The 23,518-nt window shown below is 42.1% G+C and carries 19 protein-coding genes and 2 CRISPR repeat arrays (1 of these 21 only partly in view); of the genes, 11 read left to right on the top strand and 8 right to left on the bottom strand.

What is annotated here, in order from left to right:
* Positions 1-351: direct repeats of the CRISPR family, unit length 29 nt; unit sequence GTTTTATTTGAACGTAGTGGGTTATAAAG; it reaches 1,125 nt to the left of the window's first position.
* A gap of 293 nt (positions 352-644) precedes the next feature.
* Positions 645-752 carry a putative holin-like toxin gene (locus tag B9Y93_RS24865; RefSeq protein WP_244903363.1) on the bottom strand — a complete coding sequence of 36 codons (108 nt, stop codon included), beginning with the start codon at positions 750-752 and terminating at the stop codon, positions 645-647.
* Positions 753-1,134: 382 nt separating this feature from the next.
* On the opposite strand from B9Y93_RS24865, the gene B9Y93_RS10465 reads away from it, so the two are divergent.
* The 10 genes from B9Y93_RS10465 to cas2 all read left to right on the top strand — a co-directional run bounded on the left by B9Y93_RS10465 (position 1,135) and on the right by cas2 (position 11,659).
* On the top strand, positions 1,135-2,502 hold the full coding sequence (locus tag B9Y93_RS10465) for a S1 family peptidase (protein WP_085494349.1): 1,368 nt from the start codon (positions 1,135-1,137) through the stop codon (positions 2,500-2,502).
* A 153-nt stretch (positions 2,503-2,655) separates the two neighbouring features.
* Positions 2,656-3,009, top strand: coding sequence for a DUF3221 domain-containing protein (locus tag B9Y93_RS10460; RefSeq protein WP_176228893.1), 354 nt, complete (start codon positions 2,656-2,658; stop codon positions 3,007-3,009).
* Between the two features lie 431 nt (positions 3,010-3,440).
* Entirely contained in the window at positions 3,441-4,157 is a 717-nt protein-coding gene (cas6, locus tag B9Y93_RS10455; RefSeq protein WP_085494347.1) for a CRISPR-associated endoribonuclease Cas6, read from the top strand.
* Between the two features lie 278 nt (positions 4,158-4,435).
* Positions 4,436-5,980 (top strand): type I-B CRISPR-associated protein Cas8b1/Cst1, encoded by a 1,545-nt coding sequence (cas8a1, locus tag B9Y93_RS10450; RefSeq protein WP_139829160.1) that lies wholly within the window; start codon positions 4,436-4,438, stop codon positions 5,978-5,980.
* A complete protein-coding gene (cas7i, locus tag B9Y93_RS10445; protein WP_085494345.1) occupies positions 5,970-6,866 on the top strand; it encodes a type I-B CRISPR-associated protein Cas7/Cst2/DevR in 897 nt (298 codons plus the stop codon). Before cas8a1 ends, cas7i begins: the two co-directional genes overlap by 11 nt.
* Positions 6,866-7,561 carry a type I-B CRISPR-associated protein Cas5b gene (gene cas5b, locus B9Y93_RS10440; protein ID WP_085494344.1) on the top strand — a complete coding sequence of 232 codons (696 nt, stop codon included), beginning with the start codon at positions 6,866-6,868 and terminating at the stop codon, positions 7,559-7,561. Before cas7i ends, cas5b begins: the two co-directional genes overlap by 1 nt.
* Positions 7,562-7,635: 74 nt before the next feature.
* The gene (gene cas3, locus B9Y93_RS10435; protein WP_176228892.1) at positions 7,636-9,888 is read left to right on the top strand and encodes a CRISPR-associated helicase Cas3'; all 2,253 of its coding nucleotides are present in this window, start codon (positions 7,636-7,638) and stop codon (positions 9,886-9,888) included.
* A gap of 37 nt (positions 9,889-9,925) precedes the next feature.
* Entirely contained in the window at positions 9,926-10,414 is a 489-nt protein-coding gene (cas4, locus tag B9Y93_RS10430; RefSeq protein WP_085494342.1) for a CRISPR-associated protein Cas4, read from the top strand.
* Positions 10,411-11,397 carry a type I-B CRISPR-associated endonuclease Cas1b gene (gene cas1b, locus B9Y93_RS10425; RefSeq protein WP_085494341.1) on the top strand — a complete coding sequence of 329 codons (987 nt, stop codon included), beginning with the start codon at positions 10,411-10,413 and terminating at the stop codon, positions 11,395-11,397. The genes cas4 and cas1b overlap by 4 nt, the downstream gene beginning before the upstream one ends.
* A 1-nt stretch (position 11,398) precedes the next feature.
* The gene (gene cas2, locus B9Y93_RS10420) at positions 11,399-11,659 is read left to right on the top strand and encodes a CRISPR-associated endonuclease Cas2 (RefSeq protein WP_085494340.1); all 261 of its coding nucleotides are present in this window, start codon (positions 11,399-11,401) and stop codon (positions 11,657-11,659) included.
* A 185-nt stretch (positions 11,660-11,844) separates the two neighbouring features.
* Positions 11,845-13,985: direct repeats of the CRISPR family, unit length 29 nt; unit sequence GTTTTATTTGAACGTAGTGGGTTATAAAG.
* A gap of 181 nt (positions 13,986-14,166) precedes the next feature.
* Here the strand turns inward: cas2 and B9Y93_RS24345 are convergent.
* The 6 genes from B9Y93_RS24345 to B9Y93_RS10395 form a co-directional block, all read right to left on the bottom strand.
* Positions 14,167-14,310, bottom strand: a complete 144-nt coding sequence (locus B9Y93_RS24345) for a stalk domain-containing protein (protein ID WP_139829159.1) — start codon at positions 14,308-14,310, stop codon at positions 14,167-14,169.
* A 178-nt stretch (positions 14,311-14,488) separates the two neighbouring features.
* Positions 14,489-16,663: a 1,3-beta-galactosyl-N-acetylhexosamine phosphorylase gene (gene gnpA, locus B9Y93_RS10415; protein WP_085494339.1), complete on the bottom strand. Its 2,175-nt coding sequence runs from the start codon at positions 16,661-16,663 to the stop codon at positions 14,489-14,491.
* A gap of 15 nt (positions 16,664-16,678) precedes the next feature.
* Entirely contained in the window at positions 16,679-16,858 is a 180-nt protein-coding gene (locus B9Y93_RS10410) for a DUF6903 family protein (protein WP_085494338.1), read from the bottom strand.
* A 9-nt stretch (positions 16,859-16,867) separates the two neighbouring features.
* Positions 16,868-17,761, bottom strand: a complete 894-nt coding sequence (locus tag B9Y93_RS10405; protein WP_085494337.1) for a carbohydrate ABC transporter permease — start codon at positions 17,759-17,761, stop codon at positions 16,868-16,870.
* A 13-nt stretch (positions 17,762-17,774) separates the two neighbouring features.
* Complete coding sequence (locus B9Y93_RS10400) at positions 17,775-18,668, bottom strand: carbohydrate ABC transporter permease (RefSeq protein ID WP_085494336.1); 894 nt, start codon at positions 18,666-18,668, stop codon at positions 17,775-17,777.
* Positions 18,669-18,758: 90 nt separating this feature from the next.
* On the bottom strand, positions 18,759-20,114 hold the full coding sequence (locus B9Y93_RS10395; protein WP_085494335.1) for a carbohydrate ABC transporter substrate-binding protein: 1,356 nt from the start codon (positions 20,112-20,114) through the stop codon (positions 18,759-18,761).
* 315 nt (positions 20,115-20,429) lie between these two features.
* Between B9Y93_RS10395 and B9Y93_RS10390 the strand changes: the two genes are divergently transcribed.
* The gene (locus B9Y93_RS10390; RefSeq protein ID WP_085494334.1) at positions 20,430-21,857 is read left to right on the top strand and encodes a carbohydrate ABC transporter substrate-binding protein; all 1,428 of its coding nucleotides are present in this window, start codon (positions 20,430-20,432) and stop codon (positions 21,855-21,857) included.
* A gap of 20 nt (positions 21,858-21,877) precedes the next feature.
* On the opposite strand, the gene B9Y93_RS10385 is transcribed toward B9Y93_RS10390, so the two are convergent.
* The gene (locus B9Y93_RS10385; RefSeq protein WP_085494333.1) at positions 21,878-23,503 is read right to left on the bottom strand and encodes a response regulator transcription factor; all 1,626 of its coding nucleotides are present in this window, start codon (positions 23,501-23,503) and stop codon (positions 21,878-21,880) included.
* Positions 23,504-23,518 lie beyond the last annotated feature (15 nt).

Below are 23,518 nucleotides of genomic sequence, written 5' to 3'. Positions count from 1 at the left end.
TTATTTGAACGTAGTGGGTTATAAAGTTCACTCTTCGCGCGAGTCAAAGAGTATTGTCGTGAGTTTTATTTGAACGTAGTGGGTTATAAAGCCTAGTACAAGAACTTATCGCGGTGAGTAATACGAGGTTTTATTTGAACGTAGTGGGTTATAAAGGGATGTATACGAGTAGATAGCGAGTCTTGCCATTCAGTTTTATTTGAACGTAGTGGGTTATAAAGTTCGAAGGTTTGCAATATTTTTCAATAAAGCGGATCGGTTTTATTTGAACGTAGTGGGTTATAAAGTCTTATCGAAGGCCCCTCGTTCGATGATTTCGATAGTTTTATTTGAACGTAGTGGGTTATAAAGATGCAACTACAAAAGCTAACCAGAGCCTTCACAAGTTGGTTTTGAACGAAGCTGGTCTTTCTATAAAGCTATTAGATTAGTGAATTTGTCTAAAAAGCTGCTTGAAAGTATTGTTAGAGAGTACTAGAGATTATTTGATACTAGTGTGAATGCAGAAGGAATCTTAAACGAATATACAATTGAAATTGAAGAAGTACTTTTGTAAAATGAAACAGAAGGTCATGGGTCCAGCATGACCTTCTACTAAATAAATTAAGAATGATTAAGTAGGCTGCTTTTATTAAAAAGTCAGTCTACTTTTTTTGTTTTTGTCCACTCATGTTAACGATTAAAATGAGTAATGCAATAATCATTGAAGAAAAACTGATCATTAGTAATAGCGCATCTTTTATTTCCATCATAATTATGTACCTCCTATGAAAGTATAAATGTAAAATTTTGGGCAGATGACACCCTGCAAGATTATTATATGAATTATTATTCATAAAGTAAATATTAAAATATAATAATGGAATCTAAAAAGAATCCTAGAAATAAAAGTTCAACGAAAGGAAGAGAGGATTTATAGTGATAGTATGAATTAATGCAACCTATTCTCATCTATGGTTGTTTTAGTTAGTACAAGCTGTAAGTTAACTGTTTTATGTTGTATCAGACAATCTTATTTGAACGAATCAGGAGGTGGCTTCAAGTGATAGTTCAAATAAAATTTGTTATAAAGGTCAACTATAACGGAGGATTGTTTGAATAGTTTTAGTCTTTATTAAAATTGGAGGAAAAATAATGAACAAAAAACATTTCTCATTCATTCTCTCAGTTATTCTTACTCTTACTTTTTTAACGGGAGTAGTCTCGGCAGATTCAAACAATAATCAGTCAGTTAATGAATATACTTCAATCTCTCAGAGTGTTCCGACATTTGACAAAGCTCTAGTAGATCAACGTGAAGTTTTTGGCCTTACAACAGAGAAATCAGTAGTGAGCCTCTTAATAACTAATCGTAGAATATCAGAGAAATACGGTTTCTATTTATCTGTTGATGAAGAAAAAGCATTAGATCAAAGATTCAACAAACAAGATAAGTTCATACCAATTCTTAAAGAAACAATACGCTCTCATTCTGAGTTAAAGGAAAATTTCCTTGGGATGTATATTGATCAGAAGCAGGGTGGTATCATAAATGTCGGATTCAAGAAGGATATTGTTTCAGAACAGTTAAACCTTATATCTAAGAGCATAAACAGTGAGTTACCGATAAGAACCTATACAGCAAAGTATACTGAAGAGGAGCTTGATGAAGCTACAAATCGTATTTCTGAAAGTACTCAAAAAATTTTGGAAAGTGGAATTCATATAGAATACGTTAATTTGGATTTTATTAACCAGAAAATTATTGTGGCCATTCGCGATCAGATTAGTGAGTCTGCTTTAGATACAATTAGTTTCATTTCAGATGTTGATACAAGCATATTAAATTTAAAAGTAGTTGATCCAACCTATAAGACCATCGAAGATGCTCGGACAGATACCCATTCGTACATGCTAGGTGGATTGGTCATTGATGATATAGCTGGTGGTAGTGGGGCTTGTTCAATCGGATTCTCTGCAATTGATACCTCATCGAATCCTTATATTGTTACTGCAGAACATTGTTGGCCAAAGGCTCCTGGAACTGGTGTATTCCAAGGGAATAATTATATTGGATACACTAGCAGTAAAGTTAATTATGGAAACGAAGCTGATGCTGCTGCGGTTAGACTAGATTCAAGCAACTCACTAAGCAGTAAAGTTTATGGTGAATCGGTTAAATTTTCAAGTGTTCAAGTCGCTGGTAACGATGTGCTGGGAGAGAGGGTCTGTAAATCTGGAATGTCGGGGAATAGTTGCGGTACACTACTTAGTAAAAATAACAGTCAGTATTGGACCAATCCGGTGTATGGAACCGTTTGGTTTAATTCGATGCGGATAGCGAATTATATATCAAGTGGTGGTGATAGCGGTGGTTCGATTTGGAATAACAACAATGGTGAATTAAAAGGTGTGCACAGAGGTGTCTATACAGAAAATGGAACAACCTACCGAGTATATAGCCACGTGACTCATGTACAAAGTCGATTGGGTATAACGCCTGTTACATGGTTAACTAATTAATTTTATCCTATCCTGGCGATAATGCGGCCAGGATTTTTTTGTATCATTACTTTTATCTGAAACATTAACAACCTTATTTTCGTCTTATGGTTAAACAATTATCAAATAAAAGGTGGGATTGTCATTAAAACATACATTTCAATAGTGCTTGTCTTGATCACTGTTGTTTTCACTGGCTGTAATGGTACTAACGATCAATTAACATCTGGATTAGAAAAAAATCAACATCAAGCTGGTGAGGAAATGGACTTTCAGGGGATTGTTGTTGAAAAAAATAACACAGGGGTTATTGTTATAGTTGGTTTGACCGACGAAGAAATCAAAGGGAAATCAACAAGAGAAATCATCTCTCAGTATGAACCTAAAGCTTATGATGTTTTAACAAGTAATATCAAAACAAACCTTGAGGTTGGCGACCATGTTAAAGTATGGACAGATGGAAAGTATGAAGATACTCGAATCAGACAAACATCTGCTATAAAAGTAGAAATTATTAGTCAACATTAAGCCGTAGCCAAACTCAAGATGACGATCGCATTTAAAACTTTCTTGCATTGACTGTTATTTTCTAAAATATAATAAAGGGATATAAATTGAAGTTGTTTATTAAACATGCTATTATTTAGAAGCAAAATAATTATCTGAATGAGTAGGATGTAAAATTATTCTATTTTAATATTTTTCATAATTTATCTGAACGTGTGGGCTATAGAGCTTGAAAAAGTGAGCGGCAGGCGCAATCGCATGCATTGTTTTGTATGAACGTATTTTAAATGCGTAGAAATGTCTCTTCATAAGGAGACATTTTTATTTTGTGTTATTTCTGATAACAAATGATTTGAAGAGGAATTATAATACTAAAAAAGATAAAATATTACAAAAAATAACTTCAAAGTGAGATGTAATCTAATTAAAATAGGATAATAGGAGGTGAGACTTTGAGACTAGCTGTTAGCTATAAAGTTGATCGACTACCACTTGCGTATCGAATGCTTGTTCTCTCTCTAATTAAAGAAGCCATTCGTCAGGCGGATGAATCGTATTATCACAAACTATATGTAGAGCAGGCAGGACAAATGAAACCATTTGGCTCTGCCGTTTATCTGCATCACTATCAGATGCAGCAGGATTACATCGAGCTCAAGGAAATCACAATTACCATCAGCAGCTCGGATATGGAATTTATGCTTCATTTATTCAATGGATTGCAACAACTTGTAACATACACGCCTTCTGGTGAGACGTGGACGAGAACCAATATACGAATGTTGAAGGAAGCTCAGATTAAGAGCCAACATGCGATATTCAGCACCATGTCTCCCATCTTATTGGAGTCTAAGGATGGAAAACCCATTCATCCTGATGACGAGAATTATAGCAAAGAATTTGACTATTATGCGGCTTTGCGTATTAGGGAATTAACGGGGCGAGAACCGTATTCTCCTATAGTGATCACACCCATGTCGATGCGACGTCAAGTCGTGAAAGAAACAAACTCCTCTATGAAAAACCGTTATCTCTATTTCACAGCCTATAAAGGACAACTACACTTAACGGGGCATCCAGATGATTTGCAGCTTTTGTATCAGAACGGAGTAGGAAAGCGTACATCGCAATTTTTCGGACTGTTGCAATATGAACGAGAGGAGATGTGAATGTGACAGCTACCGTCCATATTGAAGCGGAAGAATGGATGATGGCAGCGGGGCTCATTGGACTGCATCGTCTGTATCCTGACGATCGTCGTGCTCTGACGAGATCGGGTTACCAGCTGACACCTGAGCATTTAGATGGCTTAGCTCACAAATATGTTGCGTACTTATTGGACCACTATAGTGTTGCTAAACGAGACGCAGGCCGGATGTCTTGGTATATAGATCAACTGCATTTCCGTCCAGACAAAATAAAAGATTACGCCACTGATCTTCGCAAAATGATGAATGATCAGGTTAAAAAGGTAGAAAAGTATTTTTCAGATCGAGAAGAATACACAACGCTTGGTTCATTGGTTGAGACCATGAAGGTAATTAATACACCTGAGGATCAGGAGCTGTTAGAAGCTACCGTGAAGTCTTATTCCGATGTGATGTCCACCCCATATATCGATGAGAAGCTTACGATGAATTATGTTCGATCGATGATCCTTGAGCCATTTTTTGGTCAAGCTTCTATTCTGCAAAAGACATTCAGTTCAAAATCCATCGATGAACATATCGAACAAATACATATAGATTTTGTCGAGCCAGCCCAGTTGGAGCTTGCTTTCCAACAAATGTGGCAGTCAGGAGATCCAACTGCTATCCAGTCTTATCTGGAACACAATCAGCATTATGCTCCCTTCAAGACTTGGCATAAAGGCATAAAAAAATGTAAAACCATTGAGGAGTTGGATAGGTATTGTCAGGAGGAGATACTTCCTTGCTCACTGATCAATGGTTTGTTTGGTACGCAATCACTAGAAGAAAAGAGCTTTGTTCCTCTGGCCTTTTCAAAAGACAAAGCGGTTAATTTCAGTTGGGATTTTGAAAAGAGCTGTCCCGTTCCGATATCAGCTGTAGCACGCCTTATTTTATTTTTAGCACCACTGGGGCTTACTCCCTATACACGCCGTGTGGGCTCCATACAAGCAAATGAGAATTATCGCTATTTCGGACTTGTATTAACGAAGAAAAACTTCGTAAAAGATGTGAAGTTAAATAACAACTATTTACGTGCACGTTCAAAAGGGACTGAATTTACAGACGCTATAATCGGACTCTTTCATGAGACGACTGACAAAGCAGATAAGCTGAAAGATGCTCTATTGATGATTGAGCTAAGTTCTGAGTACCAGGCGAAGAAAACACTGCTGGATTACTATCATATGCCATCCTATCTCGTTTCTTTTTTCAATGAATATGCCTATCTATTCAAAGGAATGAAGCACTCTTTATTAAAGGATCGGTATCTAAGAGAGATACTTAAAGGCATAGATCCGAAGCAAGTTATTTATGAATATATCCGAATGGCCATTAAGGAATCTTTCCATGTCTATGGAGCTTATCAGGCGGTGAAGGCAAGGTATCATATACTCAATTCAATGAGGGGAGTGGATGAGATGGCAAGCAATGACAAGGCGGTGACATTCGTCTATTTTCAAGGGGTCAACCTGAGAAAGCAGCTTGTTGGAAGGGCATCAACAGGGGATGAAAATGCTCCATATCGTGCAAGCGGTAGTAAGAAGGTTGAGGGCATAGCCTATCGGTTGTTGAATGCGGTCAAATCAGGCGATAAATCTGAATTTATGGATTCGGTATTCCGTCTGTATTTATCTGCGAATGCTGCAGGAAATAAGCAGAAATTGAGCGTACCCTCGATCTTCCTTGATGGGTTTAAAGAGGAAGGACTAGATTTTGATACCCTTGCGAATGCATTCATTACTGGATTGCTCAGTCAAGATGAAGAGAAAAAAGAGGAGGCAAGCACTCATGAATCATAAAGCGATTACATTCACGGTTGTATTCCAAGCCAATTCCCTTAACTATGGAGAAGGAATAGCCAATATATCAGAGCTTAAGAAGATTCATCGCGGCAATGGAGATGTGCTAACCTTTGCTTCACGTCAAAGCCTCCGATATGATGTCGTACGTTTGGGAAATGAGTGGTTTCAGTGGAATTTAGACACGGTAGATAAGACGAAAGGAACGTTGCAGTTCCGCGAGGATGTCTCAATTGCGGATTCTGTTGAGATGGACCTCTTTGGTTATCTAAAAACGGGCAAGAAGTCACAGAAGCGTCCAGCGGTTGCAAGACTTTCTCATGCCATCTCTTTAGAGCCATACCGTAGTGATATGGAGTTTCTAAATAATATGGGCTTCGCAGAGCGAATTGAAGAGACGCCGAATCTGGCCAACATCGAACAGCATGAGAGCTTCTATAGCTATACGATGACCATTGATCTTTCAAAAGTAGGGGTAGATGGGGACGTAGAGTTGACACCTCAAGAACGTGCTGAGCGTGTGTATCAGCTGCTGGATATTGTTAAGCTCTTGAATCGGAATATCCGAGGGCGTCAAGAAAGCTTGGCTCCTTTATTTATTATTGGTGGAGCATATCCTGTTGCCAATCCGTTCTTCCTTGGACGAGTAAAGTTCCAACCACAGAGCAAAGCTTGGAATATCAATACAGCTTCGCTGCATGAAGCTTGTGAGACCACCTTTGCGGGTGAGCGTATTGGAGATCGTACCTATGTTGGTTACGTCTCGGGAGTATTCCATAACGATAGTGAATTCCGAGATGTATGGGGTGAACATGCGGGGTCGGTTGAATCGTTCTTTGCGGCAATGAAGCGGGATGTTGCTGAATTCTACGGAGTGAGTGAGTAATGAAAGCTCTCCGATTGAAGCTATATCAGGAAACGGCATGCTATAAGAAGCCGTTTGCATTTAAAGTAGCAGAAACGTATCCGCTACCGCCTCATTCAACAGTAAAAGGCATGCTCCATGCTTTACTAGAAGCCAAAGAGCTGATTCCCATGCGTATAAGTATTCAAGGTAGATCCGATGCGCTATTAAACGATTATCAAACGCATTACTTTTTCAAAAAAGCGAATACAAATGAATTTGCACTTATCTTAGATGGGCTTGAGATGGAGCGGGCGTATCAGGACATTACAACCATGCCAATCTATAGCCATATGCTCTATCATGTTGAACTGCTGATTCACGTTCATGCAGATGAAGCCATTCTACAGGAGATTGTGAAGCGTATGGAATGCAATCCCACCCATCTAAGCTTAGGACGCTGGGAGGATCTCGTGCGATTGGACGAATATGAGATCGTCAATATCGTACAAGCAGAGGATGATCTTGAAGACCTTCCTTATGATGCCTATATCCCCGAGCAAGCGATAGGAGATACGCCTTACTTCCCCTATCAATTGAACTGGACGTATCGTGTCGTGCAAGGTGTCCGAGTATGGGACAAGCTGCGTGTGGGCTATGTAAACGCAGGTTCGCATCTTGCGGCGGCCGATCATTTATATGTGGATGCTGTTGGCCATCCTGTATTTTTGCCTTGAGGGAAGACCTCAGTGGTATGAGGCACTCCTTTGGGGTGTCTCTTTTTGTTGCAGCAGAGCAAGGAGGGGTGGAGATGGATGTACAGGATTTCTGGGCGAAATCAGCGCCTAAAGAGACGGTGCAAGAACATACGCAACAACTATTGAAGCGCTATGACTGCTTGCGAGAGCGCTATGAATCTCGACTTCCTGTGATGAGTGAGCGAGATTGGGAGCTGCTAAGGATCGCAGTCCAGTATCATGATGTGGGTAAATACGACCTTATGTTCCAGAACAAAATTCGCCGTGCGCTTAAGATGGAACAGTTGGAAGTCAATTGTGAAGGGGAAACTCGGCATAATTATGTATCTGCGCTGGCCATCCCTATTAAACAACTGAAACTTACAGATGATGAAGCTAGAGTGCTCTTGCAGGCAGTAGGCTATCATCATGAACGGTTAACACCGTTGGACAATAAGGAAATCAGCAAAGTCAAACAAGTCTATGAATCCAACGTGCTGCCTTATCGCAACAGAATTAAAGAGGAGCTGGATATTGAGATTGAGGACAAGCCCAGAGTCACGACTCTATACAAGTTGGAGCAGGGGAAACGCATTCTTTATGAGGAAGGGGAGTTGTTTCTTCGCTACGTCATGATAAAGGGGCTGCTTCATCGCTTGGATCATGCTGCTTCAGCGCATGTGGATGTTGAGCTCGCGATCGATATGAATGTAATGGATAACGTGAACGAATACATGAATCGGAAGTACAACGGAAAGAAGCGAGAGCTTCAGCTATATGCAGAGCAGCATCAGGATAAGCACTTAGTGGTCATGGCTCAGACTGGCATGGGCAAGACCGAAGCCGGGCTGCTATGGGTAGGTGCGGAGAAAGGATACTTCACACTTCCATTGCGCGTAAGCTTGAATGCCATGTACAAACGAGTAACGGATGCAGATGGCATCCATTTTTCAAGAAGAATAGATGATGGCGAAGAAGCAACCGGGCTCTTGCATTCTAGCAGCATAGAAGTTCTTGAGGAATATTATGAAGGCAATGATGAGGCACTGGAGAAAGTGTATGCCCAGTCTCGGCAATTTGCAAATAAGCTTATCGTGTCGACCATTGATCAGATCCTGAAGTTCCCTTTTTATTATTTAGGATTTGAAAAAGAAATGGCGTCCATGGCTGGAAATAAGATTATTATAGATGAGCTTCAGGCGTATAATCCCCATATTGCGGCTTTGATTATTCGGGCTTTAACATTGATAGATGAGCTTGGGGGTTCATTTATGATTATGACAGCGACGCTGCCAGATATATATCTGAAAGCTTTACAGCGGCGTATGATTGGTTCGAATCGAGAGATGCTTGTGCATTCTTTTATCGATGATTCCATTCAGCGCCATCACGTGGAAGTCAGCCCGCAGTCGATTGGGGATGAAGAGACGATCTTGGAGATGATCCGCTTAGGTCAGGATCGCAAAGTATTGGTCATTTGCAATACCATTAAGCGTGCGAAAGAAGTATTTATTAAGCTTAAGGCATTCGAACAGATTAAGGTTAGTCTGCTACATGCCAAATTCACGAATAGAGACAGGGACAGGCTGGAAAGAGAACTGGAAGCGTTTGAGAAGAATCCGGATGTGACAGGTATATGGGTCACGACACAGCTGGTTGAGGCTAGTCTGGATATTGACTTTGACCGCTTGTTTACAGAAATGTCGCCGCTGGATAGCCAGTTTCAGCGTTATGGACGATGCAACCGTAAAGGACAGAAAGAGAAAGCGGTTGACGAGATCAATGTTACGGTGTACACGAATCAAGTGTCTGGAATCGGTAAACGCTCCGTATATGATCCGGAGATTTATGCCAAAAGTTTGTCGCTCATGCATACCTATTTGGCGGAACCACGAGTGTTGCTAGAGTCTGACAAGAGTCAGATGGTTGCTGCACTATATGATGAGGCTGCTTTGGAAGGAACCGAATACAAGCAGGTGTTTGATGATACTTTACGTGAACTCGAAGACATGATCGCTTATAAGATGAACAGTAAAAAAGCGCAGGAACTGCTGCGGAACATTCGTGAGGTGCAGGCGATTCCATACCGCTATGCAGGTGAACCGGAGATTGAGAATGCGATTCATGATTGGAAGACAGCCAAGACATCAAGCCAGCGCAGAAAAGCACGAAGCAGGCTGGAGAGATATGCGGTAGGTGTAAACCCCTATGCCGCAAAGGGCCGTTTGATGGAATTCTCCCTCGTCAAGCAGTTGTATTATGTTCAAGCCGATTATGATGAAGCCGTTGGCATTGATCTGAGTACGTTCCCGCCTGACTTTTATTAATAAGTATATCTTAAGCCAGCAGAGGATGAGAGCACTTATGGTAAGAGGAATAGAAGTACATTACTATGCGGTGTGTCCAAGAAAGCTGTGGTTGTTCCATAAAGGAATTGGGTTCGAGCAAGAGCATGATCGTGTGCTGGAAGGGGCTTTGCTGCACGAGGAGGCCTATCAGCGCTTGGACAAAGAGCTGTCCATTGATGAGCTTGCCGTTGTAGATGCTGTTGATGACGAGTTTGTTCGCGAAGTCAAGCTGACCAGCAAGATGGAGAAGGCGGATCAGCTTCAAATGCTGTATTATCTGTATTTGTTGAAGCAGAGAGGGATCGAGAAGAAGGGCTTGCTTAGCTATCCGACAGAGAAGAAGACAGAGCAGATTATCTTGGACGCTTCTGCAGAAAAACGGTTGTTGACGGCTTTAGGGGAGATTAACGACATCATAGCCGGGAAGGTACCGTCTTATCGTAAACTTCCTTATTGCTCGAAGTGTGCGTATCGAGACTTTTGTGAAGCAGGTGAAGAAGCGTGAGCAGAGATGTGTTCATTTTTTCAACAGGGAAGCTTCATCGGAAGCATAATACACTATACTTTACAGACGAAGAAGGCAAGTCAAGGCCCCTACCTGTCGAGCAAGCAGAAAGTATTCATTTGTTTGGACAAGTGGATTTTAATACGTCGTTATTACACATTCTGACTCAACATGATGTGAGATTGCATATTTACAATTATTACGGTTATTATGATGGGACTTACTACCCTCGCAATTCAAGAGTATCTGGCTACACAACCGTTCAACAGAGCGCGCATTATTTAGATGTGGAGAAGCGTTTGTATCTTGCCAAGGCTTTCATCTACAGCGCTGTTCATCATATGCAGAGGAACATGAGAAAGGCAGGAACGGGACTGCAAACTCACATCGATACGATGGCTTCCAGAGCTGCCTTGCTTGAGGAAGCGAGTTCTGTGCCAGCTGTAATGGGAATTGAGGGACAATGCAGGCAAATCTATTATGATGCATTCCCACTGATGATTCGTGAGGGGACATTCTCATGGGAATATCGTTCCAAGCGTCCCCCTCATGATCCGCTGAATGCCTTGATCTCGTTTGGCAATAGCATGATGTACACGAGTATCGTGTCTGAGATTTATAAGACGATGCTCGATCCAACGATCAGTTTCTTGCATGAGCCTTCGAGCAAACGCTTTTCATTGAGTCTGGACCTTGCTGAAATATTCAAACCTCTTCTTGTCGATCCTTTGATCTTCAATCTTGTTAATAATCGAAGAATTCAGAAAAAGCATTTTTCCAACCAAGAGGGCATTATTCATCTGAATGAAGAGGGCAAAAAAATCTTTCTGGCTGCGTATGACGAAAAGATGAAAAGCACGTTCAAGCATCGGAAGCTAAAACGAAATGTTAGCTATCGATATCTAGTTCGATTAGAAGCTTATAAGCTGATCAAGCATTATATTGGCGACGAAACGTACAAGCCTTTTAAAGCGTGGTGGTAAGGTGTTTGTTATTATTACGTACGATGTTGGTGAGAAGCGAGTAGGCAAGGTATGCAAGAAATTACGTGAGTATTTGGATTGGACGCAGAACTCTGTGTTTGAAGGAGAAATTACGAAAGGCAAACTAAAAAAATGTCTTTCAGAGGTTAAAAAGATAACGACAGAAGAAGATTCCATCTATTTGTATACGATAGAGAACCCTAACCACATGACCAAGCAGGTCATTGGCAAGGATCGTTCGTTTGATCAGTTATTTTTCTAATGTTGCATCGAGCGATTTTCTCAAAAAAAGCCCGTAATCCCTTGTGACAGTAAGGATGCTAGGTATATTAGAATCATTCTACTTTGCAGCATTGGAGGTTCGATGCAAAATAGTGTGATCGGCATGGACCTGTACCGGCCGCGAGCCTTGTCGCAGCAAGGGATTTCTGGTACGTTAGAAACAGGGTTTTATTTGAACGTAGTGGGTTATAAAGTAATGTTCTTGAAGCGCATGAACTTCTTAGGCGCGTATGTTTTATTTGAACGTAGTGGGTTATAAAGAGTATCAAACCGCTGATGATGGTCGTCGATGCCCAGTTTTATTTGAACGTAGTGGGTTATAAAGTCATAAGTTGTTGCTCAGGCGGCAGTGCGGCGAATTGCGTTTTATTTGAACGTAGTGGGTTATAAAGTTTCAAGCTTAGCCATGGTCTTTGCGGACAGCTTACGTTTTATTTGAACGTAGTGGGTTATAAAGTAGACACGCTTGTCCTTACCATCCCGAAATCGACGATAGTTTTATTTGAACGTAGTGGGTTATAAAGAAAGCAGAACCCCAAGCGGAACGAAACATCATGAAAGTTTTATTTGAACGTAGTGGGTTATAAAGTCGATACCCCAATTCGCAAACTTAATAAGTATGTTCAGTTTTATTTGAACGTAGTGGGTTATAAAGAGTCTTTGTGTCACCCGTTGTTGTGTCAGTCCATCCCGTTTTATTTGAACGTAGTGGGTTATAAAGTTTTTTGATCTTTTACAACAACTTGATTGCTTACTTCGTTTTATTTGAACGTAGTGGGTTATAAAGCCTATGCCCGTCTTCTGTTCCAGCGCTCGTGCGCCGGTTTTATTTGAACGTAGTGGGTTATAAAGTTCGAATGCAACCGATACCTCTCGTAAATAATGTACCCAGGTTTTATTTGAACGTAGTGGGTTATAAAGTGCTCAACAGGCTTTGTCCGACGCCTGTTTTAATTAGTTTTATTTGAACGTAGTGGGTTATAAAGATGTTCCGCCAGTCGTTTGCTCTACGTCACCAAACCCGTTTTATTTGAACGTAGTGGATTATAAAGGCAAGAACCCATGGATTACTAAACAAAGCTGAAGCAGCGTTTTATTTGAACGTAGTGGGTTATAAAGCCCATCACGTCTTCAATGACGAGGTAATCTGGTGTAGTTTTATTTGAACGTAGTGGGTTATAAAGGTACAGCAGCATTCTGATAAGGAACAATGCTTTCAATCGTTTTATTTGAACGTAGTGGGTTATAAAGCCTTCGCATGGGTATTTAGCCAAAATCAAACACTTTGGTTTTATTTGAACGTAGTGGGTTATAAAGCCATTACAAGATTATGAGGCCATTCCTCGAACTGCGGCGTTTTATTTGAACGTAGTGGGTTATAAAGTAAATTCAATGATCTCTGCGGCTGTCTTATCATCCGGTTTTATTTGAACGTAGTGGGTTATAAAGTATTACAACTCGATAGGACGCTCAACCAATTCAGAGGGTTTTATTTGAACGTAGTGGGTTATAAAGTGAAAATAATCGCTGTCTGCGTCGGATCGTACGCAGTTTTATTTGAACGTAGTGGGTTATAAAGATACTTCGTCCGAAACTGCTCTTTATCTTTCTGTTCGTTTTATTTGAACGTAGTGGGTTATAAAGCCGTAAACTCGTCCCACTTGTCGTATACGATCGATTCTAGTTTTATTTGAACGTAGTGGGTTATAAAGAGACAGCCATGTTACATTAGCTCTGCTGCTATACTCTGGTTTTATTTGAACGTAGTGGGTTATAAAGACTACAAAGATGCGGGGGAGAATATCCCCCGAAGTCGTTTTATTTGAACGTAGTGGGTTATAAAGCCGTCTGAATTGTCGTATGTTAAGTCCATAGGATCGGTTTTATTTGAACGTAGTGGGTTATAAAGTGCGAATCCACGACCGCCGTTGTTGCTCTCGATTTTCGTTTTATTTGAACGTAGTGGGTTATAAAGTAGTCATGTAACTTTATGGTACAATTTTCGTATATAATCGTTTTATTTGAACGTAGTGGGTTATAAAGGTGTGATTGACGCGCAATATGAATGGTTTTGGATTGTGTTTTATTTGAACGTAGTGGGTTATAAAGGTCGATACTGTTCGGAGTGACGTGTGTAGACGACCGGTTTTATTTGAACGTAGTGGGTTATAAAGATGCGTTATACGTTCGGATGTGAAGCGGTGAAAATAAGTTTTATTTGAACGTAGTGGGTTATAAAGACAGCAAGCAGCCAAGAGAGCCATGATTGAATGGTTGGTTTTATTTGAACGTAGTGGGTTATAAAGCAGGTAGTTCCCTTGAGCGTAATGCTCGGCCTCGCCACTTTTATATGAACGTGTGGGTTATGAATTAATTCCAAGCAAAGATCTACTGTGCATGACTAACTGATTAATTTTACAGAAGTAAAGCCTGTACCTCGAAGTTATAACATGAGTGACAGGCTTTATTGTGTATACAAGAACGTAATTATCGTTTAAAGTCCATCTTTCCTGTTACAGTAATCGTTTTGGTCTTGCTGTCCCATTCAATCGTTTGACCCAGCAATAAGATTGCTTCACGTATAGGGATAAGGATATCGCCTTGAGTAGAAGTGAATGTAGCATTTTTCATTTCATGATCATCTAAGTTAAGAAAATAGATAGAAATAGCTTTTTTATCATTGGATCACCTTTATTTATTTTACTTCAACTAAACTACGCAGTCTTACGAGAAGATATTTGAACTCATTAATGAAATATGAAAAAAACTCCTTATACTAGATAATTCTAGTATAAAGAGTTGGATTCCTTTATATCTCATACCACTTAATCTCGTTAGCCTCTAGCGTGAGCGGAAAACGGGTGCCATCACCGCGATAGATAACGGTGTCCTGCGGCTCGTACGTGTTATTGACGACGCAGTATTTGCCGTTCTTGACGTAGGCATGCACTTCTACATGGTAGTTGTCACTGAACCAGTGCTGCAGTTCATCTTCGCTATGAGTGCTCCAGAGTATAGCCCGATAGAGCAAGCGACTATTCTCAAAGCTGTACGGCAAGCCGCTGATGTAGACGCCGCGTCCCTTGCCGAATTCGTTGACGGCAAGCTGCACGTCCTTGTCAATGTGACGAAGTACAGACGCGCCCTCAAGCGCGAATACGTTCTTCTTGCCCTCGCCGAAGTCGATGACACGCTTGCCTGCTTCATCAAGCTTGCAATCTGCAGTAATGAAGTGGTCGTGCTCCTCCCAGTTATACTTGTCATAGCCAAGTGTGAAGCCTCGCTCCAGCTCCACGCCTAGGATGTTCGTCAGTTGGAAGTAGCGTCCGTTCGCTTGATGCGCAGCAGGCTCGCCGACCCCGATGAAGCCGCCGCCACGATGTACGAACTTCTTCACAGCAGTAACGATGTCCGTATCGAGCCACCAGCTGCCACCTGTATAAGCCGTGTCTCCATCCCCAACATTCAAGATGACATCGATTCCATCAAGGATGGAGGCATCCTGCTTAATATCGTCGAAGCTGATGAATTTGACGTCAAATGGCGCACCGGAAAGCGTCTCGATAATGCCGGCATAGCTGTAATTGGGTTTATAATAGAGCGCATGATGAACCATATGATTGCCCCACGCCCGCATTTTACCCCAGCAGTTAAGAACGGCTACCGTTTTCACGCAATAAGGCGTTGTGCCTTGAACGTTGTCATACAGCGTGCGAAACTCGTCGCAGACGCTCTCCACATAATCAATGAAATCTGGGAAGTCAAGCGCCAGCTTCAAGTAGCCGCCATAGCCGATTCGGTCAATCGGCTTGCGCAAAATGGCCCGTCGTGCGGTTACCCAGTTGACCTTGGCTTCTTTGACCGGATCTCCTCCTTCATAGAACGTATCCGGGAAGAAGTAAGGCAGGAAACGTCCTTCGGTATAGTTCACCCCAGGGATGTCACTGATTAGCCGCAGCGTTGAACCGTTGCCGACACTTCCAACTACGGCATCGAGGCCAATGGTAGGGAACTCCTCCATGAATGGCTCTGTGCCGATCCAGTGGTCGCCGAGGAACATCATCGCTTCCTTCCCATATTCATGTGTAATATCAACTAATTCCTTCGCGAGAATTGCAACCTCCCGGCGTTGAAAGGCTTGGAAATCACGGAATTCCTTCGTTGGAATCCGATAGTTGTTATTGAAGTAGCCTTGATCAATGATATATTCGGGCCGGAACGGATAGCCGACTTCCTGCTCAAATTGCTCCAGAATATAAGGGCTGACCGAAGCGGAATAGCCATACCAGTCTACATATTTCTCACGTGCAAGCTCATCGAAGACGAGTGTGAATTGATGGAAGAAGGTCGTAAATCGAATGACATCAACGTAAGGGTGCTCTTCAATAAATTGACGCAGACGCTGCATCGTGAATGCTCGAGTCTTCGGTTGACGAACATCAAAGGTAATCTGATGCTCAACCCCTTCCCAGCTATTGATCACGGCATTATACATATGCACAGGGTCCCACATGATATAAGCCAAAAAGCTAACGGTGTAATCATGGAACGGAACCGCTTCAATGGTCACACAGCCGGTTAACTCATCATAGCTCCAGGCTTCCGCAGGGACGACTTCACCTGTCGTACGATCGATAACTTCCCACCAGCGCTTGATATCATCATGGCTGTTCACCTTCAGCATATCTGGATAGAGGCCCTTCATTAGCGGAATAGCCAAGCTAGCATCTTCTGCCGTATAAAATGGCGTCATCAGGTACATCTGCTGAATTTCATCTGGATTTGCTATGGCCCATGCATTGGCTTTGCGAGTTGTATAGTAAGTAGAGTAGACTTTAGCGCCTATGTTGCTCAGCTCAGTTGGAAAATCAGTGCCATCACAGTCGCGGACAGCATCTGCACCCCAGCGCTTCATGATTTCTTGGGTTTGTGCAATGACATCTAGATCGGTTGGAATGGTGACACGCCCATATTTATTATTCATGACAATCTCTCCTTGTTATTTGTATTTACGATTATAGAACCATAGAAGTCCGATCAACATCGCGAGCCCAAACAGCATGAGCCCTAGACCAGCAGCACCGATACTCTTTTGCCCAATAATGACAAGCACGGTAGCGACTATAAAGACGATCAGCATTAGCACATTACGCAACGCATTTCGCAAGGAATCACTCATAATAGCACCTCAACCTTTCAGTCCGCCCATGGTCATCCCCTGGGTCAGCTTCTTTTGGACTAGAATATACAGGATCAGAGTAGGCAGCATGACAAGCACGAGACCAGCGTACATCTGACCATATTGAACAGCAGATTTCTGTGCTGCCATTAGATTCATAAGGCCGACAGGCAAGGTGCGAAGTCCAGGCTGCGTAAGCAGAGTCATAGAGATGATATATTCGTTCCAGAATGACAGGAAATTAAATAAAATCACGGTCACAATACTCGGTTTCGCCATCGGCATAATGACTTGTACCATCGTTCGGAAGTACCCAGCACCGTCAACAGAAGCCGCTTCTTCGTATTCCTTCGGCAGGGATTTGAAGTAGCCTGACAGCAGATATACGGTGAATGGCAGCGCCATCGCAGCATAGACAAGTGCTAGAATGAACAAATTATTCAGGAAGAAAGGGTGCCCAATGATGCTGCGAATCGCTTTGTCCCCATTGTTGAGCATAAGAAAGATCGGAACGACAATATAGTTCACATTAATGAACAAACCAGCCATGAATAACGTGTTCCAGAAGGCATTCCCTTTAAATGTATATCTTGAGAGCACATAGGCTGCCGGCAAAGCGATAATTAGTAGTAACCCGAGCGCTATCACGGTTACGATAACCGAATTGAGCATATAACTGCCCATGCTTGCTTTTTGCCATGCATCGACAAAGTTCTGCAGATGAAGCCCTTTGGGCAGCGCCCATGGACTGCCGTAAAATTCTACATCTTGTTTAACAGATGCAGTAAACGCCCAAGTTAACGGGACGATGATGATGATGGCAAGCGATGTCAACAGGAAGTAGACAAAGGCCTTATAGAACGAATGGCTGCCTGTTTTCAGCGTATGGTTATCTTTCCTCATATTGTCCCCTCCTTTAAAATTCCAAGTGCTCTCGTTTGGTAACCGCATTCAGAACGGCCGCTAGTGCAAATGAGAACAGGAATACAACGACACCAATCGCCATACCGTAACCATATGATGAATTCGTATAGGCTTCCTTGTACATATAGTTCAGGATAACTTCGGTAGCACCATCCGGGCCCCCGCCTGTCATCGCTGTAACGAACAAAAAGCTCATGTTAATGGTGCTGATGATAAAGAAGGTGAGCGTCGTGCGAATGTTCGTCCAGATTAAGGGAATTGTAATGGTGAAAAATTGCTGCGTTCGGCTTGCGCCTTCGAGATCGGCAGATTCATATAAGCTTTCTGGAATATTGGCCATGCTTGCCATATACATCACCATGTAATAGCCTATGGCCTGCCATATCATCGCACCGGCGAGACTGAAGATGACGATTTTTTGATCTCCTAGCCATAGGATGGGTTCTGATCCAGCACCTTGAAATAAATTCAGGAATGCATTTAACAGCCCGTTGTTCGGATCATAGATCGCTGAAAAAATAGCACTTATAACGACAACGGATAAAATATTCGGAATATAAAATACCACTCTGTAAAAGTTCTGTCCTATGAGCTTCTCTCGCGTAAGCATGGATGCGAATAGAAGCGCGAATGCAAAGGTAATGATAGATACGATGACGATCAGCAGGATACTGTTCTGCATCGCTTGATAGAATTTATCACTTTGAAAAAGCTTAGAGAAATTTTGCATCCCTACAAAGGTTTTGTCATCTGTGTAACCACCCCATTTGTATAGCGACATCCGAAACACGTCGATGGTCGGGATAATTAGAAAGATGACAAAAAGGGCGATCGCCGGTGAAAGACAAAAGAATATGAAGCGTCCTCTTCCTTTGGTGTGTTTCATAGCCTTAACTCCTTCCTATGGTAACGCAATGGAGGGCAGCGAGGCTGCCCCCTTTACGTCCTTGCATAACCCCATGTCAAGCTATGCCTATTATTTCTTAAGAGCTGGGCGTAAGGCGTCGCTTGCTTTCGTTATGGCTTCAACCCATTGCTCTTTGGTTTTGGCACCCGTAACGAGAGAATCAACTGTACCGAACACCGCATCCGAGATGCTAACGCCTTCGACTGGATCTGTTGTTGCGAAAGCGCCCATCGCTGCTTTAGCGCCATGATCATAAATGCTATAGAACAGCTTGTTGTCGCCGTCCAGCTTGCTGGACATCTCTTTGATCGGCTGTACCGCACCTGCTTGTGCGAAGATGGAAGCTGCTTCGTCCGAATATAAATAAGCGATAAATTGCTTTGCTAGATCCGCGTTTTGCGCTTTGGCTGGAATCCACATTTGCTCAAAGAAGGTGTAGGAATACTGATCTCCGCCTTCTGTGATAGCAGGGAGTGCAGTGAAGCCCCATTTGAAGCCCTCCGCGCGAGGCGCTTTGCTCATTTCGCCGACAACCCACGTGCCGTTAGGCATAAAGAGCGCTTTGTTGTCCAAAATCAGTTGTTGGTTTTTCGTGAAATTATCCTTATTGCCATTTGCAGGGACCGTTTTCTCTGTGTAAGAAGCCAGCTTAACGACGAGGTCGAGCGCTTGATTCGCTTCTGGCGTTTGCCAGATCCCTTCCGTGTAGTTCATCACTTTGGTGAAAAATTCAGGACCCCCTACCTCATTCAACAGCGCGTAGAAGAAGGCATCGAAGTAACCTGTGGTTGGGTAAGAGAATAAAGCGATTCCTTCGGCTTTCGCTTTATCGCCCAACGCCCACATCTCATCCCATGTCTTTGGAACTCCCCAGCCTTTCTGTGCAAACAGGTCTGCATTATAGAATAGACCGCAAGGACTATAGAATGTTGGCATGAGATACGTTTTACCGTCTCCGTAAGGATTCGTAATCGTGGTGTCTGTGAAGCCAGGAATGAGTTTTTCTTTTACGGTAGCGCTTTCACCAGGGACCGTCATAGAGAGCACATCCGTAAGATCTGTCAGGTTATTATCCTTGATAAAGGTTTCAGTAAGACCCTTAGGCTGCCCGACTGCTAGATGAACAATATCTGGGAATTCACCGGATTTCATACTAGGTCCAATAACATCTTCGATCTTCTTATCAATGGTTAAATCAACCTTTACGTCAGGATTAAGCTTCTCAAAGGACGCAGCAACCTGTTTCCAAACGTCTGCGCCGTAAGCGGTTTCCAATGCAGCGAATTTAATTGTACGAGTATCGCCGCTCTTACCCGCTGAATCACCAGAAGCTGAACTCGAGTTACTGTCATTACTGCCCCCGCCACAACCTGCAAGACCGAGTGTCAATGATGCTGTTAGTACAAGGCCAACTATTTTTTTCATATGAACCCTCCACATTTCGTTTAATTGTAGATGACTGCTTGCAGACTAGATTACGCATTCCAATTGCTGATTTCAATTGGCTTTGCTGATGTCGATAGAATCGTCCATAGAGATGCAAAAATTATCTATAAGTTCAACCGAGAGCATCATTTTTTCTAAATGTCATGCATGGATCATTCGGGAAGTGATGTGATGAAGCGGATAAAAGCTAAGATTGTACATAGATTATTTCATTTTATTTATGTACGCTTATAGAATAGATACGTATAGTAAAAATGATAGAGGCACAATGAAAAGTGCTTAGGAGTGGGCGCAATGCGGAAAATGGTAGGCTTATTCTTAGTCGTTATTCTTATAGGAGGGTTCATCGGATGGAGTAATCATGCCGTTTCCATTCAAAATCGTCCAATACCCACCGATGAGGGGGTGGATTTTAATGACAAGGAATTAAGTATTGCCGTATTTCAAGGTGGATATGGACCTGAATACTGGGAAGAAGTCATCACGATGTTTGAACAAGCGTATCCAGGCGTGAAGGTCAATTTGACAATCAGCCCTAGAATTACTGATGTCATCAGACCCCAACTGGTGGCAGGTAACCCACCTGACTTTTTAGCCATTATGGATACGGAGCAAAGTGGGTTAATTGACTCCTTAGTGAAGGAAAAAGCGTTGTTAGATATTACGGATGTTTTTGAGAGCAAGGCATTGGACAAGGATCAGTTGCTGAAGGATATGGTTCTTCCGGGCATGCTGGAGAGCACGAGATTTTCGCCGTACCAAGATGGAAGAATCTATTTGGCACCCTTTAATGCGGGTCCGATGGGGGTGATCTACAACAAAAATTTATTTCGAGAAAAAGGGTGGAAGCTGCCCGAAACATGGGATGAATTCTTCGCATTGGATGAGGAATTAAAGAAGGAAGACCATTTTATTGTCGATGAGCAGGGCAATAAGAAGAAGAGAGCCTTGTTTACCTACCAAGGCATTTATCCGAATTACTTAGAGGAAATCATGTATCCTTCGATTGCGAATACGGCGGGTATCGATCATCTTAAACAAATTTTTGCGTATGAACCCGGCTCTTTCAGGACAAAAGAGGTTAAGAAAGTGCTTGATACATTCGCTAAGCTTGGTACGAAAGGCTTCTTAATGGATGGGACGGTTGCTTTGAACCATACGCAATCGCAGACCGATATGATGCTTGGGAAAGCTGTATTTATTGTCAATGCAACCTGGATGGAAAATGAAATGAAAAACTCGCCTAGAGAACCGGGCTTCGAGTTCGGCATGATACCTGTTCCTGTATTTAACAAAGGGGACCAACGTTATATCCTTACCAGCTATGAACAATTTTCGATCCCAGCAAGGGCCAAAAATCCGGAGCTAGCCAAGGAATTCCTGAAATTCCTTTACACCGATGCATCCGTTAAATTGTTTGCTGATAAATCGAATGGTGTATATGCGCTCAAGGATGCTAAAGAGCTTTCAAAGCCTTACTTATCGCCGGGTGTATATGAAATGTTCCGTGCATATGACGGCGCAACAACGATTCTTCAAGATTGGAAAGCTCTTCCGAAGGGTTCGGAGATTGATATAAAGACAGAACTGTTCAAGAAGGCGATGACTCCGATCATGACGGGGAAGATGACGACGGATGAGTGGATGGAAAACGTCGAGAAGGCATTTGGAAAAATTCAAGCGGAAATAGCAGTCGAAGTGTCCCACACGTCGTCAAAGTGACGCATGGGACGCTTTTATTTTTAGCTATTTGTTTTAGATGCTAGTTGTCTGGTAGATGCTAATTGTCTAGACTTATATTCGGAAGGAGAGATGCCGAATTGTTTTTTAAATAATCGATTGAAGTAGAATTGATCGCTTATGCCTACCAACGAGGCGACCTCCTTCATATACGTGCTGCCCTGCATGATTAACGCTGCCGCTTTATCCATTCTCACATGGTTGATATAGGTAATCAGGCTTGTCCCTACTTGTTCCTTGAACACGCGGCACAAATAATTCTCGCTGAAGTTGACATGATCTGCGATCATTTCAAGTGTAATTTTATCTTGGTAATGTGATTCAATATACTGAATCACATCTTGTACTTCTTTCTTTAATATAGGTAGAGTGGGAGCTTCCGATAATAAAGTTAAACATTCGAAAGCTTGCCATGTCTCGGACAATAGAGCATCCATTGTTTTGCAAATCGCGATGCTTTTTCTATGGTTCTGATATTGCTCTGCATCATGGACTTGAATCTTGCTCTCGCTTAAGGGAATATAATCAAGGCACTTCATGATGAATTCTTTGACGGTATCCGGGTGAATTTGATTGCGCTTACATTTCTGGGCTAATGTTTCCAGCCTGTTTTTGATCGAATCCTTGCCCTCCTTTTGCCACTGCTGAAGGACGGATATCGAGTAATCTACGTAGTTCGCTTGCCCCATATCTAACGAAAATTCGACTTCACTTACATCAATCGTGGAAAGTTGATTATAGAAATTGATATGCAAGGCGTCCATACATGCCCGATATTTCCGCCTTGCTTCATCATAGCCAACGAATTGTTTCGTGAATACGATAATAGGCTTTAACGAAATATACATTTCAATTAATTTGCAAACTTTGCTCATAAAAACGGCCGGTTCCATATGATGATCGATTAGCTGTTGAACGGGAATCAACGCAATAATGCTGTTGGCTTCTACTTGAAAGACTTCCATATCGTTGACCGTCTCAATGAGATTAAGGATCGTATTCTCGATAAACGAAGCCGAAATATTTCCTTTTATCCTATGTTCATCGGCCGGGTCGAAATCAAACGTAATATAAAATAAATAACAGGGAGTCGCCCACAAATTCAGTACAATTTGTTTATTTTGCAGAAAATGATGGATATCGTAATGCGTATCCGTAAAGTAATCTTTTAAAATAGAACTCTTAACGCTTTTTAGATTGTTTCTCAGAAATCGATCCTTCGCTTCCTGTTCTTGTAAAGTATGCTGCTCTTCCTGAAGAAGACTGGCTGTCTGCCGAAGCTGTGTAATAAGCCCCTCTGTTTGGATGCTAATTTTTAGAATATAATCAACAGCACCAAGCAGCAACGCTTCGCGTACAAGCTCATAATCCCCGAAGTTACTTGCTACAATAACTTTTCCTTTATAGTTTTGCGCGTTAAGCTCTCGCATGAATTGAAGGCCATCCATATTCGGCATTTTGAGATCCGTAATGATGATATCTGGCTTTAATTTTCCTACCAAATTCAAAGCTTCTTGCCCATCAGAGGCCGTTCCGCAGATCGGAAAACCAAGCTCATCCCAATGGATCATCGTTCGAAGGGCGATTTTTACAATTGGTTCATCATCTACTAGCAGCACGTTATACATTGTGAAGACCCCCTT

Origin of the sequence: Paenibacillus aquistagni (genome assembly GCF_900177815.1) — a bacterium.
Taxonomy (GTDB): domain Bacteria; phylum Bacillota; class Bacilli; order Paenibacillales; family Paenibacillaceae; genus Paenibacillus_B; species Paenibacillus_B aquistagni.
This window is presented reverse-complemented; position numbering and strand designations above follow the sequence as displayed.

Excerpts from the sequence above, each read along its gene's own strand:
- cas8a1 (WP_139829160.1), top strand. The coding sequence starts at position 4,436 with ATGATGAATGATCAGGTTAAAAAGGTAGAAAAGTATTTTTCAGATCGA.
- B9Y93_RS10390 (WP_085494334.1), top strand. The coding sequence starts at position 20,430 with ATGCGGAAAATGGTAGGCTTATTCTTAGTCGTTATTCTTATAGGAGGG.
- cas5b (WP_085494344.1), top strand. The coding sequence starts at position 6,866 with ATGAAAGCTCTCCGATTGAAGCTATATCAGGAAACGGCATGCTATAAG.
- B9Y93_RS10405 (WP_085494337.1), bottom strand. The coding sequence starts at position 17,761 with ATGAGGAAAGATAACCATACGCTGAAAACAGGCAGCCATTCGTTCTAT.
- gnpA (WP_085494339.1), bottom strand. The coding sequence starts at position 16,663 with ATGAATAATAAATATGGGCGTGTCACCATTCCAACCGATCTAGATGTC.
- cas4 (WP_085494342.1), top strand. The coding sequence starts at position 9,926 with ATGGTAAGAGGAATAGAAGTACATTACTATGCGGTGTGTCCAAGAAAG.
- B9Y93_RS10395 (WP_085494335.1), bottom strand. The coding sequence starts at position 20,114 with ATGAAAAAAATAGTTGGCCTTGTACTAACAGCATCATTGACACTCGGT.
- B9Y93_RS10385 (WP_085494333.1), bottom strand. The coding sequence starts at position 23,503 with ATGTATAACGTGCTGCTAGTAGATGATGAACCAATTGTAAAAATCGCC.
- B9Y93_RS24345 (WP_139829159.1), bottom strand. The coding sequence starts at position 14,310 with ATGAAAAATGCTACATTCACTTCTACTCAAGGCGATATCCTTATCCCT.
- B9Y93_RS24865 (WP_244903363.1), bottom strand. The coding sequence starts at position 752 with ATGATGGAAATAAAAGATGCGCTATTACTAATGATCAGTTTTTCTTCA.
- B9Y93_RS10410 (WP_085494338.1), bottom strand. The coding sequence starts at position 16,858 with ATGAGTGATTCCTTGCGAAATGCGTTGCGTAATGTGCTAATGCTGATC.
- B9Y93_RS10400 (WP_085494336.1), bottom strand. The coding sequence starts at position 18,668 with ATGAAACACACCAAAGGAAGAGGACGCTTCATATTCTTTTGTCTTTCA.
- B9Y93_RS10465 (WP_085494349.1), top strand. The coding sequence starts at position 1,135 with ATGAACAAAAAACATTTCTCATTCATTCTCTCAGTTATTCTTACTCTT.
- cas7i (WP_085494345.1), top strand. The coding sequence starts at position 5,970 with ATGAATCATAAAGCGATTACATTCACGGTTGTATTCCAAGCCAATTCC.
- cas3 (WP_176228892.1), top strand. The coding sequence starts at position 7,636 with ATGGATGTACAGGATTTCTGGGCGAAATCAGCGCCTAAAGAGACGGTG.